The organism is Cellulomonas sp. NPDC055163 (assembly GCF_053607065.1).
In genome coordinates, this window is the sequence record NZ_JBSGSU010000007.1 from 43,990 (window position 1) to 59,711 (window position 15,722).

The following is a 15,722-nucleotide window of genomic DNA, read 5'->3' on the forward strand; positions in this document are numbered from 1 at the left end:
GGCCTGGGTCGTTGAGGGCGGCCGTCCTGGGGCCCAGTATACGGGCTTGGGGGTCCCGTGCTGGGGTGGGGGAGGGTGGGTCTTGTCCGGGTGGGCCCCCGCGGTGGGGCGTCAACGCGTCAGGACGCTCGGGGGGCGTGCGTCAGAGCGAGGGGAACCAGAGCGCGATCTCGCGCTGCGCCGACTCGACCGAGTCCGAGCCGTGCACGAGGTTCTGGATGACCTTGAGGCCCCAGTCGCGGCCGAGGTCCCCGCGGATCGTGCCGGGGGGCGCGACGGTCGGGTCCGTCGTGCCGGCGAGGGTCCGGAAGCCCTCGATGACCCGCTGGCCCTCGGCGACGACCGCGAGCACCGGGCCGGACTTCATGAAGTCGACGAGCGGGGCGAGGAACGGCTTGCCCTCGTGCTCGGCGTAGTGGGCGCCGAGCAGCGCGTCGTCGGCGGTCTGCAGCTCGACGGCGACGAGCGTGTAGCCCTTCGCCTCGACGCGGCGCAGGATCTCCCCCGCGAGGCCCCGGCGGACGCCGTCGGGCTTGACGAGGATGAGGGTGCGCTCGGTCTGCGGGGCGTCGGCCTGGGATGCGGTCTGCGTCATGGTGCGACCCTAACGGGCGCCGCCCGCACGGTTCACCCGCTGACCTGGCCGGGGTGCGCGGCGTCCCACTCGGCGCGCTCGCGGTCGATCCGGCCGCCCAGCCGCAGGCTCACGACCCACAGCACCACGAACACGCCGCCGACGACGAACATCATCGGGATGACGAGGCCTGTCGCGAGCACGACGACCTGCACGACGGACCCCGCGACGTACCCGCCGGGGCGCCCGGGCATCCGGGAGAGCACGATCAGGACGAGCATGAGGACGCCGCCCGTGACCCACACGGCCGACGGTGGCAGCGGACCGGAGCCGGCGTTCGCGAGCCCGTACGCGACGAGCGTCGCGAACAGCACGAGGAACGCCTCGAGCAGGAGCATCGTCGAGGCGAACTGCTGGCGCGCGGGTCGCTTGCGACGGATCGACCCCGGCGCAGCGGGCTGCGCCGGGGTCGAGTCCGGGAGGGTCGGCTCCGGGGACGTCATCGCGCCAGGTTACCGGCGTCCTCGCGCTCGGTCCGCGCCGCGGGGTCACCGTCCGACCGGCCGGTGCCGTCGCGTCGGTGCGGCTCGGCGGACCCGTCGGGCTCGGTGACCGTCTGCGCCGACGGCGCGGCAGCCGCGTCGAGCACGGCGACCTTCGCCGGGTCCTCGACGGCCTCGCCGCGCGCCACCATGCCGGCGACGTCGGAGAGCGTGACCTCGCGCAGGAACAGCGTGAGGACGAACGCGAGCGCGACGAGCGGGACGAGGTACCAGAACGCGGGGGCGAGCGCGTCGGCGTAGGCGTTCACCACGCCGTCCCGCACGGCGTCGGGGAGCTGCGCGACGACCGCGGGGGTCAGGGAGGACTCGGCGCCGTGCGCGCCACCGCCACCGCCACCGCCGGCGGGGGCCTCGCCCAGCACGGGCACGAGCCGCTCGGTGAGCCGCGTCGTGAAGATCGTGCTGAAGAGCGCCGTGCCGACCGCCGCACCGATCTCGCGGAAGAAGTTGTTCGCGCTGGTCGCCGTGCCGATCTCGTGCGGGTCGACCGAGTTCTGCACCGCGAGCACGATCGTCTGCATCACGAGGCCGAGGCCCGCGCCGAGCACGAAGATCATCGCGCCGAACAGCCACATCGAGATGTCGCCGGTGAGCCGCGTGAGCCAGATCAGGCCGAGCGTCGCGACGGCCATCCCGACGATCGGGAAGTGGCGGTACCGGCCGGTCTTCGTGATCGCGATGCCGGAGCCGATCGCGGTGGCCATGACGCCGACCATCATCGGCAGCATGAGGAAGCCCGACTCGGTCACGCCGGCTCCGGTCGCCATCTGCAGGAACGTCGGCAGGAAGGCGAGGGCCGCGAACATGCCCATGCCGATGATGAGGCCGACGGTGGTCGCGATCGTGAACGTGCGGTTCTTGAACAGGTGCAGCGGGAGCAGCGGCTCGGCGGCGCGGCGCTCGACCAGCACGAAGGCGACGGCGGAGACCAGCGTGAGCGCCGCGAGGCCGAGCAGGCCGGCGTCGGACCAGTCGTAGGAGCGGTTCCCGCTCCAGCTCTGCCAGCTCGTCAGCAGGACGAGGCCGGAGGTCGCGACGACCATGAGGAAGATCCCGGCGACGTCGATCTTCTTGCCCGAGCGGTGGCTCGGGAGCTTGAGCGTGAACCACGCGGTGACGAACGCCGCGACGCCGATCGGGATGTTGATCCAGAAGCACCAGCGCCAGTCGAGGTGGTCGGTGAACAGGCCGCCGAGCAGCGGGCCGATCACCGCGGCGATGCCGAACAGCGCGCCCATCGGGCCCATGTACTTGCCGCGCTCCTTCGCGGGCACGATGTCCGCGATGATCGCCTGCGACAGGATCATGAGCCCGCCGCCGCCGAGGCCCTGGACCCCGCGCCAGAACACGAGCTCGCCGAACGACCCCGCGAACCCGGCGCCGGCCGAGGCGATCGTGAACAGGCCGATAGCGACGAGGAACGGGTACCGGCGGCCCCACAGGTCGCCGAACTTGCCGTACAGCGGCATGACGATCGCGATCGCGAGGATGTACGCGGTCACGACCCAGCCCTGGTGCTCGACCCCGTCGAGCTCGCCGACGATCGTGGGCATCGCGGTGCCGACGATCGACTGGTCGAGCGAGGACAGGAACATGCTCGCCATGAGCGCGCCGAAAATGAGCCAGACGGTGCGCTGGGTGAGGACGACGAGCGGCTTGTCGGGCGCCGTCGACGGGGGTGCGGTGGACATGCGGACCTCTTCGTGGGTGCGTGCGGGTGCGGGTCGGGCGGCGGGTCGGGGGACGGCGGCCGGCCGTGGTGGGCCGGCGCCGGGCGTCAGTCGTCCGCGAGGACGGCGCGCAGGTCGTGCATGACGTCCGGCAGGTGCTCGCGCGCGTCGCCGGCGCCGCCGGCGGAGTCCCAGCGGACGAACGTCGCGCGGGTGAGGATCATCAGGAGCATCCCGAGGAGCTCGACGCGGGCGGGCTCCGCGCCGGCGAGGCGGCGCTGCATGAGCTCCTGGACCGCGCCGCGGTGGCTCTCCATCCAGGCCATCTGCCGTACGAGGAGCCGGGGCTCCTGGCGCGCGAGCTCCATGACGGTCGCGAGCCGGTCGTGGCTGATCATCGGGCTCTCGAGCATCGCGGCGACGAGCACCTCGAGGTCGGCGCCGAGCCGACCGGTGGGCCCGCCGGTGGCGAACGCCTCGGCGACGCCGGGGTCGAGCGACCACGGCTGGATGCCCAGCACGGCGTCGTCCTTGGACTCGAAGTAGTTGAAGAAGGTGCGGGGCGACACGCCGGCGTCGGCGCAGATGGCGTCGACCGTCACGGCGTCGAGCCCGTGCTGCGCGACGAGGCGGTGGGTCGAGTCGATCAGCGCCTCGCGGCGCGCACGCTTCTTGCGCTCGCGCAGCCCTACGGGCAGCTCGGCCGTGTCGGGCGCGGCGTCAGCGGCGGGGTCGACTTTCTGCACGACTGCAACTTTACACCGCCTGCAGATTTGCAGCGGGTGAAGGTTCGCGCGACGCCGGTCACACCTCGCCGAATCCCTCCTCGACGGCCGCGACGAGCGCGTCGAGCGCGGCCCGGGCCTGCGGGCCGCTCGCGGTGACGGTCACGGACTGGCCGCCCGTGACGCCGAGCTTCATCAGCTCGAGGACGCTCGACGCACTGACCCCGTCGACCGTGACGACCGCCTCGAAGCCGCCCACGAGCCGCGCGAGCACCGCCGCCGGCCGGGCGTGCAGGCCGAGCGGGTTGCGCACGGTCACCTCGGCCGTCAGGTGCGCGCGCGGCTCGTGCACGCCGCCCGAAGGCGCCGGCTCCGCCTCGCGCCGGGGTGCCGCGGCACCGGCCCGGCCGCGCCCGACCGGGGCCGACTCGGCCGCCGCGAGCACCTCGTCCGCGGACCCGCCGGTCTGCGCCCGCACCGCCGCCGCGACGGCGCCCTCGACGAACGGCGCGTCGGCGACCCGCACCCGCGCGGCGACGTCGGGATCGGCGAGCTCGAGCACCGACTCGGTCGTCAGCAGCGCGGACCCGAGGTCGACGAGCACGACCGCCGAGCGGCCCCCGTCCGTCGCGGCCGCGACCGCGTGCTCGACCGCGTCGTAGCTGGTCCCGAGCCCGCCCTGCCCGTCGCCGCCCGCGGCGACCAGCGGGACGTCGGGGGCCATCTGCCGCGCGAGCTCGACCGCCCCGTCGGCCAGCAGACGCGAGTGCGAGACGAGCACGAGACCCACGCGCACGCCGGATGCCTCGTGGGCGTCCGCGGTGGACGCGCTCACGCCGCGCCACCCTCCCCGGCAGCACCCGGTGCGCCCGTCCCGGTCGACGCCGTCTGCGCGGCGGCCCGCAGGATCAGCGCGCTCGACGTCGCGCCCGGGTCCCGGTGCCCCGCGGACCGCTCACCCAGGTAGCTCGCCCGGCCCTTCGTCGCGACGAGCGGCACGGTCGCGTCCGACCCGCGCTCCGCGGCGTCCGCAGCCGCCGCGAGGACGTCCGCCGGCCCGCCGCCCGCGTGCGCCGCAGCGACGGCGGCCTCGACCGCGGGGCTCCACGCGTCGACCATCGTCTTCTCGCCCGGCGACGCCTTGCCCCGCACGACGATGCCCTCGAGCGCGGCCTCGAGCATCGCGACGACGCCCGCGCTGTCGAGCGCCGGCGTGCCGGTGATCTTGGCGGCACGCAGGTACGCGGTGCCGTAGAGCGGACCGGCTGCGCCGCCGACGCTCGACATGAGCGTCGTGGCGACGAGCTTGAGCACGTCCCCGATCTCGGCGGGCGGCTCGTCGAGGGCGTCGAGCCGGGCCAGGACCGCGCTGAAGCCGCGCGCGAGGTTCTCGCCGTGGTCGCCGTCGCCGATCTGCCGGTCGAGCTCGACGAGCTCGTCGCGGTGCTCGAGCACCGCCGCCGCCGACGTCCGGACCCACGCCGTCGCCCACGCCACGTCCACCGTCATGCCTGCTCCCGCCTCAGCCGTCCGGACCGCCGCCTCACCACCGGAGAGCGGCGGTGTGCACCGGTGCGTCCCACAGGGCGGTCAGCTCGTCGTCCAGCCGGAGAACGGTCACCGAGGCGCCCTGCATCTCCAGTGATGTCACGTAGCTGCCGACGAGCGACCGGGCCACCTCGACCCCCCGCGCCTCGAGCAACCTGCGTGCCTGACCATAGACGACGTACAGCTCCGAGGCAGGGGTGCCGCCCATACCGTTGACCAGGAGCAGCACCCGCTCGCCCGACGTCAGCGCGAGGTCGTCCGCGACGGCGGTGACGAGCATCTCGGTGATCGCGTCGGCGCTCGCGAGCGGGATCCGGTGCCGACCCGGTTCCCCGTGGATGCCGATGCCGATCTCGACCTCGTCGTCGGGCAGGTCGAAGCTCGGCCGGCCGGCGTGCGGCACGGTGCACGCGGTGAGGGCGACGCCCATGGTCCGGACGTTCGCCACGACGCGCTCGGCGACGGCCGTCACGGCGTCGAGGTCGTCACCGCGCTCGGCCGCGGCGCCGGCGATCTTCTCGACCGCGACGGTGCCCGCGACGCCGCGGCGCCCCGCGGTGTACAGCGAGTCCTCGACCGCGACGTCGTCGTTGACGAGGACCGTGCGGACCACGAGGTCGTCCGCCTCGGCGAGCTCGACCGCCGTCTCGAAGTTGAGGACGTCGCCGGTGTAGTTCTTGACGATCGCGAGCACTCCCGCACCGCCGTCCGCCGCGGTGAACGCCGGGGCGATCTGGTCGGGGGTCGGCGAGGTGAACATCGCGCCGGGGACGGCCGCGTCGAGCATGCCGTGGCCCACGAAGCCCGCGTGCAGCGGCTCGTGCCCGCTGCCTCCGCCGCTCACGAGCCCGACCCTGCCGGCCACGGCGCCTCCGGCACGAGCCACGAACAGCGGGTCGGCGTGCACCGTGACGAGGTCGGCGTGCGCGAGCCCGAAGCCCTGGACGGACTCGGTGACCACGTGCTGCGGGTCGTTGATGAGCTTCTTCACCGGGGACCTCTCCTTCTGTGCGGACGCGTTCCGGGATGCGTGCCGGCCGCCTGCCGGACGCGCGCCGGACCGCCGGCCGCGGCCACCGGCGGCGGCGCCGGGGTCCCCTCACACTCGCTGCGCCCTGGACGAGCGTCAAGCGCACGCCGGGCGCGCGACGCCCCCGGTGCACGTAGGTGCACCGGGGGCGTCGTACGTCCGGGTGTCAGTCGCGCCCGAGCAGCGTCCGCGCCTGCGCGACGAGCACGACCGAGCCCGTGATCAGCACGCCCGCACCGAACTGCACCTCGCTCTCGGCCCGGTTCGACGCCAGCGCGATCGCGTCGTCGAGCCGCTCCGCGACGTGCACGCGGTCCTCGCCGAACACGTCGACCGCGACCTCGGCGAGGTCCGGGACGTCGAGGGCCCGCGACGAGGCGGCACGCGTCACGACGACCTCGGCGAGGAGCGGCTCGAGGCCCGCGAGGATGCCCTCGGGGTCCTTGTCCGCCATGACGCCGACGACGCCGACGAGCCGCGTGAACTCGAACGCCTCCTCGACCGCCGACACGAGCGCGGTGACCCCGGCGGGGTTGTGCGCGGCGTCGACCAGGATCGTCGGGCTCGTCCGGACCACCTCGAGCCGCCCGGGCGACGACATGTCCGCGAAGGCCGCCTCGACGACGTCGCCGCTGAGCGCCGCGCCGCCCGTGAGCAGGCTCTCGACCGCGACGAGCGCGAGCAGCGCGTTGTGCGCCTGGTGCTCGCCGTAGAGCGGCAGGAACACGTCCTGGTACACCGCGCCCGTGCCGCGCAGCGCGAGGAGCTGCCCGCCGACCGCGACCTGGCGGTCGACGACCTCGATGTCGACACCCTCGCGCAGCACCCGCGCACCGCGCTCGGCGGCGGCCTGGAGCAGCACGCCCTCGACGTCCTCGTCCTGCGCCGCGAGCACCGCGGTCGCGCCGTCCTTGATGATCCCCGACTTCTCGCTCGCGATCTCGACGAGCGTGTCGCCGAGGTAGCGCTCGTGGTCCTTGGCGACCGTGGTGAGGACCGCGACCTCGCCGTCGACGACGTTCGTCGCGTCCCACGTGCCGCCGAGGCCGACCTCGATCACCGCGACCTCGACGGGCGCGTCGGCGAACGCCGCGAACGCCATCACAGTGAACACCTCGAAGAAGCTGAGCCGCGGACCGCCGCGCTCGAGCGAGCGGGTGTCGACCATGTGCACGTACGGCGCGACGTCCTGCCACACCTCGACGAAGCGCTGGTCGCTGATCGGCTCGCCGTCGACCGTGATGCGCTCGGTCACCCGCGTGAGGTGCGGGCTCGTGAACCGGCCCGTGCGCAGCCCGTGCTCGCGCAGCAGCCGCTCGACCATGCGTGCGGTCGACGTCTTGCCGTTGGTCCCCGTGATGTGGACCGTGCGGAACGCGTGCTGCGGGTCGCCGAGCAGCTCGCAGACCTCGCGCACGCGGTCGAGGGACGGCTCGATGTCGTTCTCGGGCGCGCGATCGAGGATCGCGGCGTACACCTCGTCGGCGGCCGAGCGCGCGGCCGCCTCGGCCTCGCGGCGCAGGTGCTCCGCCCCGCCCGGCTCCCCGGAGTACCCGGACGGGCCGCTCCCCCGCTTCGCGGCGCTCATGCCCGGGCCACCCGGACGACGAGCTCGGTGCCGCCACCGGGCGTCACGACGATCTCGGTCGCGAGCGTCTCGGCCGCGAGGAACTCCCGGTGCGTCTCGATCGCGGTCAGCCCCTCGGCCGGCACGTCGAGCTCGAGCACGATCCGGTCGCTGACCTGCAGCCCGGCGGCCTTGCGCGCGTCCTGCACGGCACGGACGGCGTCGCGCGCGTAGCCCTCGGCGCGGAGCTCGTCGTCGAGCGCCAGGTCGAGCACGACGAACCCGCCGCCGGGCAGCACCGCGGCGGCCAGGTCGCCCGCTCCCCCGGCGGCCACGACCGTCGTGAGCTCGTACTCGCCGCCCGCGAGCGTCACGTCGCCGCCCGCGGTGCGCACCACGACGTCGCCGTCCGGGGTCTGCTCCCAGTCGCCGGCCTTCGCTGCACGGATGACGTCCTGGACGCCGCGCCCGAGCCGTGGCCCGGCGGCGCGCGCGTTCACGGACAGCCGCGTCTCGACGCCGACGTCGGTCGCCGCGGCGTCGTCGAGCGAGAGCAGTGTGACGCCCTTGACGTTGAGCTCGGCGCGCACGAGCTCCACGAACGGCTCGACGTCCGTCGGGTCCGCGAGCGCGACCCGGAGCGCGCGCAGCGGCTGGCGCACGCGCAGGGAGTGCGCCTTGCGCAGCCCGAGCGCGGTCGACACGATCGCGCGGACGCGGTCCACGGCGGCGACGAGCTCGTCGTCCGCCGGCAGTGCGAGGTCGTCGACGGAGCCGGCAGCGAGGCTCGGCCAGTCGGTCAGGTGCACGCTCCGGCCGCCGGTCAGCCCGCGCCAGACCTCCTCCGAGACGAGCGGCGCGAGCGGGGCCATGACGCGCGTGAGCGTCTCGAGCGCCGTCCACAGCGTGTCGAACGCACCCGCGTCCTCGCTCCAGAACCGCTCGCGCGACGTCCGGACGTACCAGTTGGTGAGCACGTCGAGGTGCTCACGGACGCTCTCGCACGCGCCCGGGACGTCGTAGGCGTCGAGCTGGGCGGTGACCTTCTCGACGAGCGTGCGCGTGCGGGCCAGCAGGTACCGGTCCATGGTCGCGAGCCCGGGCAGGTCCTCGGCGGTCACCCGGCGCGCGGTCAGGCCCTCGCCGCCGTTCGCCGCACCCGCGTACAGCGCGAAGAAGTACCACGTGCTCCACAGGGGCAGCAGCACCTGGCGGACCTCGGCGCGGATGCCCTCCTCGGTCACGACGAGGTTGCCGCCGCGCAGGATCGGGCTGGCCATCAGGAACCAGCGCATCGCGTCGGAGCCGTCGCGGTCGAGCACCTCGGAGACGTCCGGGTAGTTGCGCAGCGACTTGCTCATCTTGCGCCCGTCGGACCCGAGCACGATGCCGTGCGAGACGGCCGTGCCGAACGACGGGCGGTCGAACAGCGCGGTCGCGAGCACGTGCAGCGTGTAGAACCAGCCGCGGGTCTGCCCGATGTACTCCGTGATGAAGTCGCCCGGGTAGTGGTGCTCGAACCAGTCGGCGTTCTCGAACGGGTAGTGCACCTGCGCGAACGGCATCGAGCCCGAGTCGAACCACACGTCGAGCACGTCGGGGATGCGGCGCATCGTGGACCGGCCCGTCGGGTCGTCCGGGTTCGGGCGCGTGAGCTCGTCGATGAAGGGGCGGTGCAGGTCGGTCACCTCGACGCCGAAGTCGGCCTCGAGCTCGGCGAGCGAGCCGTACACGTCACGGCGCGGGTACGCCGGGTCGTCGCTCTCCCACACGGGGATGGGCGTGCCCCAGTACCGGTTCCGGGAGATCGACCAGTCGCGGGCGCCGGCGAGCCACTTGCCGAACTGCCCGTCCTTGATGTGGTCGGGGACCCAGGTGATCTTGTCGTTGAGCTCGACCATGCGGTCGCGGAACTCGGTGACCCGCACGAACCAGCTCGACACCGCCTTGTAGATCAGCGGGTTCCGGCAGCGCCAGCAGTGCGGGTAGGAGTGCTGGTACGTCTCGTGGCGGACGACGACGGCGCGCTCCTCGGCGTGCACCGCGGCGAGCGGGCCGGTGCCGGCCTTGAGGTCGGCGATGACGTGCGGGTTGGCCTCGAAGACCTGCTGACCCGCGTAGTCGGGCACCTCGGTCGTGAAGCGGCCCTTGGAGTCGACCGGGACGACGGGCGTGATGCCCGCCGCGGCGCACACCGCCATGTCCTCCTCGCCGAACGCGGGCGCGAGGTGCACCAGGCCGGTGCCGTCCTCGGTCGACACGAAGTCGCCGACCAGCACGCGGTGGGCGTTCGGGTGGCCCGCGAAGTACGGGAACGGCGGCGTGTACGACCGGCCCGCGACCTCGGCACCCGTGAGGTGCTCGACGACCGTGGCGTCCTCGCCGAGCTCGCGTGCGTAGGACGCGAGGCGCGACGCCGCGAGCAGCACACGGTCCCCGGCGAGCGGGCCCTCGACGGGCGCGACGACGACGTAGTCGATCTCCGGACCGACCGCGACGGCGAGGTTGCTCGGCAGCGTCCACGGCGTCGTCGTCCAGACCAGCGCGAGCTCGCCGGTCTCGAGCCGGACGCCCACCGTCAGCGCCGGGTCCTGGCGCGACTGGTAGACGTCGTCGTCCATCCGCAGCTCGTGGTTCGACAGCGGGGTCTCGTCGCGCCAGCAGTACGGCAGCACCCGGTAGCCCTCGTAGGCCAGGCCCTTGTCGTAGAGCTGCTTGAACGCCCAGACGACCGACTCCATGTAGGTCAGGTCGAGCGTCTTGTAGTCGTTGTCGAAGTCGACCCAGCGGGCCTGGCGCGTCACGTACTCGCGCCACTCGTCGGTGTACTTGAGCACCGACGTGCGGCACGCCTCGTTGAACGCGGCGATGCCCATCTCGTCGATCTGCGACTTGTCGGTGATGCCGAGCACGCGCTCGGCCTCGAGCTCCGCGGGCAGCCCGTGCGTGTCCCACCCGAACCGGCGCTCGACCCGGCGGCCGCGCTGCGTCTGGTAGCGCCCGACGAGGTCCTTCGCGTAGCCCGTGAGCAGGTGGCCGTAGTGCGGCAGGCCGTTCGCGAACGGAGGGCCGTCGTAGAAGACGAACTCGTTCGCGCCGTTCTCGTCGGCGGGGCGCTGGTCGATCGAGGCCTGGAACGTGCCGTCGGCCGCCCAGTGGGCGAGCACGTCCTTCTCGAGGGACGGCAGGTCGGGGCTCGCGGGCACACCGTCGTCGGCGCGGTGCAGCGGATAGGCCATGGTCTTCGGGCTCCCGGGGTCGGTCGTGCGCTCTCGTCACCTGCACGAGGACGACGGCTCCGGCTCGCACCGGTCACCACCGCGGTACCACCCCGCTTGCCGCGACCCGCGAACGGGTGCGCGACCACTCTCCGACGGCTGTGACGGGCCTGCCCCGTCCGGTTCTACTGGGCGGCGCGCTCCCGGGGGCCGGGCGTGCACCGCTGTTCTTCCGGAGGCTCGCCGGTGATGGCCGGGTCGACGCCTGTGCCCGCCATCCTAGACGCCGGTCCGGTGGGTGCCACCAGCGGGAGGCGCGCCGCGCCGGGCCCCCGTCCCGGAGCCACGTGTCAGACCGCGGCCGAGCCGCCCGGGCGCCAGACGGCCTCGTCGACCCAGTGCCGGGTCGCGGCCTCGTCGACCCGGCGGTCGTACTCCTCGGCCGTGATGGCCCCGCTCTCGAGCGCGGTCAGGTTCTCGACGTCCTCGCGGTTCGGCACCCAGCCACCCTCCTCCGCCCGGACGAACGACTGCGCGACCGAGCGGCGCTGCTGCTCGTCGAGCGGCTCGAACAGCTCGGGCCACAGGGCCTCGACGTCGGGCTCCTCGTGCATCGCCGGTCCCCCTCCTCGCGCCGCGCGACGGACGGTCGGGCAGCACGGCCGACTGTACGCAGCGCCGGTCCGGACGTCCTGCGGTGCGATGATCTCGCCCGTGACCTACCGCCTCGCCCTGCTCGACCTCGACGGCACCCTGACCGACTCGGCCCCCGCGATCACCGCCTCGGTGCGCGCCGCGTACGCCGCGATGGGCGTCCCCGCGCCGGACGACGCGACCCTGCGGACGTTCGTGGGCCCGCCGATCTGGGACAACTTCACGGCGCACGGCGTCCCGCCCGAGCTCGTCGAGACCGGCATCGCGGCCTACCGCGCGGACTACGCCGAGCGGGCGACGCGCGACGCGGTCCTCTACCCCGGGATCGCCCGGCTGCTGACCGCGCTGCGCGCCGCGGGCCTGCGCACCGCGGTCGCGACGTCCAAGCCGGAGCCGACGGCCCGCCGCGTCGTCGCGCACTTCGGTCTCGACGTGCTCGTGGACGGCGTGTTCGGGGCGACGTTCGACCAGAGCCGCGCGAGCAAGGCCGCCGTGGTCGCGCACGCGCTGGACTCGCTCGACGCGTGGGACCTCGTGGCGCGCGGGGAGGTGGTCATGGTCGGCGACCGCCACCACGACGTGCTCGGCTCGCGCGCGCACGGCGTCGAGTGCGTCGCGGTGACCTGGGGGTACGCGCCGCCCGGCGAGCTCGACGCCGCGGCCCCGCTCGCGACCGTCGCGTCCGTCGACGAGCTGCGGGCGCTGCTGACCGCGGGTCACGGCGGGACGGGTCCGGTGGGCGCAGCGTGAGCGCCGTCGACGTCCTCGGCTGGGCCGGGTCCGCGCTGCTCGTCTACTCGGTGCTGCAGTCGCGCATGCTGCGGTTCCGCGTGCTCAACCTCGCCGCGTCCGGGGCGCTCGTGGTGTTCAACGCGCTCATCGGCGTGTGGCCGATGGTCGCGATGAACGTCGCGCTGTGCGCGATCAACGCCTGGTTCGTCGTGAGCCTGCTGCGGCGCCGGAGCACCGGGACCGCGTTCGAGTGGGTCGCCGCCGCCCCCGACGACCCCTTCGTCGCCCGCTTCCTGGGCCAGCACGGGGAGGACGTCGCGCGGTTCTGGCCCGCGGCGCGGGCGCTGCCGACGCTCGACGCCGCGCCCCCGAACGTGCTGTGCGCGGTCGTGCTGCACGGCGACGTCACGGTCGGGCTCGTCGTGGCGGTCCGCGAGCGCGACGTCGCCGGCACGGACACGTGGGAGCTGCTCGTCGACTACGTCGTCCCGGGCTACCGCGACTACACCGCCGGCTCGCTCATCTACTCCCCCGCCGGACCGTTCGCGGCACGCGGGGCCGAGCGCGTCGTCAGCACCGGGGTCGTCGCCGCGAGCGTGCGGCCGTACCTGCACCGCTCCGGGTTCACGCTCGATCGGGAGCGGTGGGCGCGCACCCTCTGAGGCGGGCGCGCCCACCTGCCGGTGCTCAGCCCCCCGCGGGCCGCCGGGCGATCTGCGTGTTCGAGACCTGCGCGCGCGGGCGGACCACGAGCGTGTCGATGTTCACGTGGTGCGGGCGGGTGAGCGCGAACGCGATGACGTCCGCGACGTCCTCCGCGAGCAGCGGCTCGTAACCCTCGTAGACCTTCGCTGCCCGCTCGGTGTCGCCGCCGAACCGGACGAGCGAGAACTCCTCCGTCGCGACCGCACCGGGCGCGACGTCGATGACCCGCACCGGCTCGCCGATGAGCTCGAGGCGCAGCGTCGTCGTGAGCATGCGCTCGGCGTGCTTGGCCGCGGTGTACCCGGCGCCGCCCTCGTACGCCCCGATCGCCGCGGTCGAGGTCACGACGAGCACGTCGCCGCGCCCGCTCGCGCGCAGCGCCGGCAGCAGCGCCTTCGTGACGCGCAGCGTCCCGAGCACGTTCGTCTCGTACATCCGGCGCCAGCCCTCGACGTCGGCGTGCTCGACACGGTCGAGCCCCAGCGCGCCGCCCGCGTTGTTGACGAGCGACGTGAGGCCGCCGGTCGCCTCGACGTGCGCGGTGAGCCGCGCGATGTCGTCGTCCGAGGTGATGTCGCACGGGAACGGCTCGGCACCCGTCTCCGCCGCGAGCGCCTCGAGCCGGTCGGCGCGGCGCGCGACGGCGACGACGTCCCAGCCCTCGGAGCGCAGCCGGCGCACCGTCGCGGCCCCGATGCCCGACGACGCCCCCGTGACGACGGCGCGCGACCAGCGCCCGCCGTCGGTCCCGTCGGTGTCCACCTCGGTCGTGCCGTGCGTACCCGTCATGCGTCCGCTCTCCTTCGCTCGTGGTCGTTCCCCCGGTCGTGCGCGTCCGCCCCGCGCCACGTCGTCCAGCGTGGCGCGGCGGTACGTGGCGCCCGCCGGCAGCGAGGAGCGGCGCGACCGAGGGACATCATCTCCGACCCCCGCCACCTGGACGCCCGTCCGACGACATGGCTCAGGTCCCGGCCCGGACCGCCGATAGGAGGTCGAGCAGCGCGCACCCGGGCAGCGCCGCCGGCGGGGAGGTGGTGGCATGTCGGTGACCGACGCGCCGCACGCGACGTTCGCGCACCCGGTGGACGCCCCGGACTGGGACGCGCTCGTCGACGAGCTCGAGCTGCTGCAGGACTCCGACGCACCCGCCTGCGTCGAGCGGGCACGCGAGTACCTCGACCTCGCGCGGCTGCACGGCGACGAGCACGCCGAGATGCGCCTGTCGTGCTGCGTCGCGTTCGCCCACCACGTGCTCGCGCAGGACGCCGACGCGCTGCGGGCCGCGGGACGCGCGCAGCACCTCGCGCACGAGCTCGGCGACCTCGTCTGGGAGTCCCGGGCGCTCGTCTGCCAGGGGCTCGTGCACCACGAGATCGGCGACGTCGAGGGGGCGATCGACGAGCTCGACCGCGCGCTCGGGCTCCGCCGGCAGACCGCCGACGACGCCGGCACCGCGTCGGTCCTCAACAGCCTCGGCACGGTCTACATGGGCATGCCGCACTTCGCGCCCCAGGCCGCGCAGGTGCTCTCCGAGGCACGCCGGCTCTGGCTCGCGGCCGACGACCCCGACCACGCGTCGATGGCCCTGACGAACCTCGCGAAGGCCTACGTCGTGACGAGCGGGCGCCTCGTCGCGGGCAACCCGCGCGGTGCGCTCGCCGCGGCACGCCACGCGCTCGGCATCGCGCGCCAGTCGGTCGACGAGGCCGACGCCGCGGGGCTCGCCCGGACCGGCATCGACGCCCGGCTCGCCGTCGTCGGCGCCCACATGCACGCGGGCGACCTCGAGGCCGCCGGGCAGGCGCTCGAGGGGACCCACGCGATGCTTCGCACGTTCCCCTCGGCGCGTCAGGAGCTGCAGTACCACGGGCTGCGCGGACGCTGGCTCGTGCGCAGCGGGCGCCTCGACGAGGCCGTGCTCGCGCTGTGCGACGGGCTCGACCTGTGCGCCGAGCTCGACCGGCCGGGTGAGCGCATCGAGCTGCTCGCGGCGCTCGTGGACGCGCACGAGGGCCGCGGCGACCTGCCGTCGGCGCTGTCGGCCCTGCGCGAGCTCCACGAGCTGACCCTCCAGCAGGGCGACGCCATCGCGGACCGCCGCGCGCTGCTGCTGAGCTCGCGGCTCGAGGTCGAGCGCGCCGAGCGGGCCGCCGACGCCGAGCGCACCCGGGCCCGTGCCCTCGAGGAGCACAACGCGCGCCTCGAGCACGAGGCGACGCACGACGCGCTCACCGGTCTGCCGAACCGCCGCGCGCTCGACGTCGCGCTCGCGCGCTGGGCGGGCGACCCGTCCCGGCGGTTCGCGTGCGTGCTGCTCGACATCGACCACTTCAAGCGCGTCAACGACCAGTTCTCGCACCAGGTCGGCGACCAGGTGCTGGCCCGGCTCGGCGAGGTGCTGCACGACGTCGTGCGGGCGAGCGACCTCGCGGCGCGCTACGGCGGCGAGGAGTTCGCGATCCTGCTCGACGGGCTCACGGACGTGAACGCGGCCGACGCGTGCGAGCGGATCCGCCGCGTGATCGTCGCGCAGCGCTGGGACGACCTCATTCCGGGCGGGACCCTGACGGTCAGTGTCGGCGTCGCGGTGCACCGCCCCGACGAGACCGTCGCGTCGATGCTCACGCGCGCCGACGAGGCGCTCTACCACGTCAAGCGCAACGGCCGGGACGCGGTGCACGTCGCGCACTGACGGCTGAGCCCGCGCGCGGCGCCCGGGTGCACCGGGGCTACGAT

At 74.2% G+C, this 15,722-nt stretch carries 14 protein-coding genes; 3 read left to right on the top strand and 11 right to left on the bottom strand.

Annotated features, from left to right (window positions below):
• Positions 1-142 precede the first annotated feature (142 nt).
• The 10 genes from ndk to ACWFNE_RS14700 all read right to left on the bottom strand — a co-directional run bounded on the left by ndk (position 143) and on the right by ACWFNE_RS14700 (position 11,509).
• Complete coding sequence (ndk, locus tag ACWFNE_RS14655; RefSeq protein WP_452123167.1) at positions 143-595, bottom strand: nucleoside-diphosphate kinase; 453 nt, start codon at positions 593-595, stop codon at positions 143-145.
• A 32-nt stretch (positions 596-627) separates the two neighbouring features.
• Entirely contained in the window at positions 628-1,077 is a 450-nt protein-coding gene (locus tag ACWFNE_RS14660; RefSeq protein WP_452123168.1) for a DUF4233 domain-containing protein, read from the bottom strand.
• Positions 1,074-2,828, bottom strand: a complete 1,755-nt coding sequence (locus ACWFNE_RS14665) for an MDR family MFS transporter (RefSeq protein WP_452123169.1) — start codon at positions 2,826-2,828, stop codon at positions 1,074-1,076. Before ACWFNE_RS14665 ends, ACWFNE_RS14660 begins: the two co-directional genes overlap by 4 nt.
• Positions 2,829-2,914: 86 nt before the next feature.
• Entirely contained in the window at positions 2,915-3,553 is a 639-nt protein-coding gene (locus tag ACWFNE_RS14670; RefSeq protein WP_452123170.1) for a TetR/AcrR family transcriptional regulator, read from the bottom strand.
• Between the two features lie 58 nt (positions 3,554-3,611).
• On the bottom strand, positions 3,612-4,367 hold the full coding sequence (dhaM, locus tag ACWFNE_RS14675) for a dihydroxyacetone kinase phosphoryl donor subunit DhaM (protein ID WP_452123171.1): 756 nt from the start codon (positions 4,365-4,367) through the stop codon (positions 3,612-3,614).
• Positions 4,364-5,041, bottom strand: coding sequence for a dihydroxyacetone kinase subunit DhaL (gene dhaL / locus ACWFNE_RS14680; protein WP_452123172.1), 678 nt, complete (start codon positions 5,039-5,041; stop codon positions 4,364-4,366). Before dhaL ends, dhaM begins: the two co-directional genes overlap by 4 nt.
• Positions 5,042-5,075: 34 nt before the next feature.
• The gene (gene dhaK / locus ACWFNE_RS14685) at positions 5,076-6,071 is read right to left on the bottom strand and encodes a dihydroxyacetone kinase subunit DhaK (RefSeq protein ID WP_452123173.1); all 996 of its coding nucleotides are present in this window, start codon (positions 6,069-6,071) and stop codon (positions 5,076-5,078) included.
• 205 nt (positions 6,072-6,276) lie between these two features.
• The gene (locus ACWFNE_RS14690; protein ID WP_452123174.1) at positions 6,277-7,698 is read right to left on the bottom strand and encodes a bifunctional folylpolyglutamate synthase/dihydrofolate synthase; all 1,422 of its coding nucleotides are present in this window, start codon (positions 7,696-7,698) and stop codon (positions 6,277-6,279) included.
• Positions 7,695-10,916: an isoleucine--tRNA ligase gene (ileS, locus tag ACWFNE_RS14695; RefSeq protein WP_452123175.1), complete on the bottom strand. Its 3,222-nt coding sequence runs from the start codon at positions 10,914-10,916 to the stop codon at positions 7,695-7,697. Before ileS ends, ACWFNE_RS14690 begins: the two co-directional genes overlap by 4 nt.
• Before the next feature lie 329 nt (positions 10,917-11,245).
• Complete coding sequence (locus tag ACWFNE_RS14700; RefSeq protein ID WP_452123176.1) at positions 11,246-11,509, bottom strand: antitoxin VbhA family protein; 264 nt, start codon at positions 11,507-11,509, stop codon at positions 11,246-11,248.
• Positions 11,510-11,609: 100 nt separating this feature from the next.
• Between ACWFNE_RS14700 and ACWFNE_RS14705 the strand changes: the two genes are divergently transcribed.
• The gene (locus ACWFNE_RS14705; protein ID WP_452123177.1) at positions 11,610-12,299 is read left to right on the top strand and encodes an HAD hydrolase-like protein; all 690 of its coding nucleotides are present in this window, start codon (positions 11,610-11,612) and stop codon (positions 12,297-12,299) included.
• The gene (locus ACWFNE_RS14710) at positions 12,296-12,943 is read left to right on the top strand and encodes a hypothetical protein (RefSeq protein WP_452123178.1); all 648 of its coding nucleotides are present in this window, start codon (positions 12,296-12,298) and stop codon (positions 12,941-12,943) included. The genes ACWFNE_RS14705 and ACWFNE_RS14710 overlap by 4 nt, the downstream gene beginning before the upstream one ends.
• Before the next feature lie 25 nt (positions 12,944-12,968).
• Here the strand turns inward: ACWFNE_RS14710 and ACWFNE_RS14715 are convergent, their stop codons facing one another.
• Positions 12,969-13,775 (bottom strand): SDR family oxidoreductase, encoded by an 807-nt coding sequence (locus ACWFNE_RS14715; protein ID WP_452123179.1) that lies wholly within the window; start codon positions 13,773-13,775, stop codon positions 12,969-12,971.
• Positions 13,776-14,025: 250 nt separating this feature from the next.
• Between ACWFNE_RS14715 and ACWFNE_RS14720 the strand changes: the two genes are divergently transcribed.
• A complete protein-coding gene (locus tag ACWFNE_RS14720) occupies positions 14,026-15,678 on the top strand; it encodes a tetratricopeptide repeat-containing diguanylate cyclase (protein WP_452123180.1) in 1,653 nt (550 codons plus the stop codon).
• Positions 15,679-15,722 lie beyond the last annotated feature (44 nt).

Bases quoted from the DNA above. Each gene is read 5' to 3' on its own strand.
- ACWFNE_RS14690 (WP_452123174.1), bottom strand. From the start codon at position 7,698: ATGAGCGCCGCGAAGCGGGGGAGCGGCCCGTCCGGGTACTCCGGGGAG.
- dhaL (WP_452123172.1), bottom strand. From the start codon at position 5,041: ATGACGGTGGACGTGGCGTGGGCGACGGCGTGGGTCCGGACGTCGGCG.
- ACWFNE_RS14665 (WP_452123169.1), bottom strand. From the start codon at position 2,828: ATGTCCACCGCACCCCCGTCGACGGCGCCCGACAAGCCGCTCGTCGTC.
- ACWFNE_RS14700 (WP_452123176.1), bottom strand. From the start codon at position 11,509: ATGCACGAGGAGCCCGACGTCGAGGCCCTGTGGCCCGAGCTGTTCGAG.
- ndk (WP_452123167.1), bottom strand. From the start codon at position 595: ATGACGCAGACCGCATCCCAGGCCGACGCCCCGCAGACCGAGCGCACC.
- ileS (WP_452123175.1), bottom strand. From the start codon at position 10,916: ATGGCCTATCCGCTGCACCGCGCCGACGACGGTGTGCCCGCGAGCCCC.
- ACWFNE_RS14715 (WP_452123179.1), bottom strand. From the start codon at position 13,775: ATGACGGGTACGCACGGCACGACCGAGGTGGACACCGACGGGACCGAC.
- ACWFNE_RS14660 (WP_452123168.1), bottom strand. From the start codon at position 1,077: ATGACGTCCCCGGAGCCGACCCTCCCGGACTCGACCCCGGCGCAGCCC.
- ACWFNE_RS14720 (WP_452123180.1), top strand. From the start codon at position 14,026: ATGTCGGTGACCGACGCGCCGCACGCGACGTTCGCGCACCCGGTGGAC.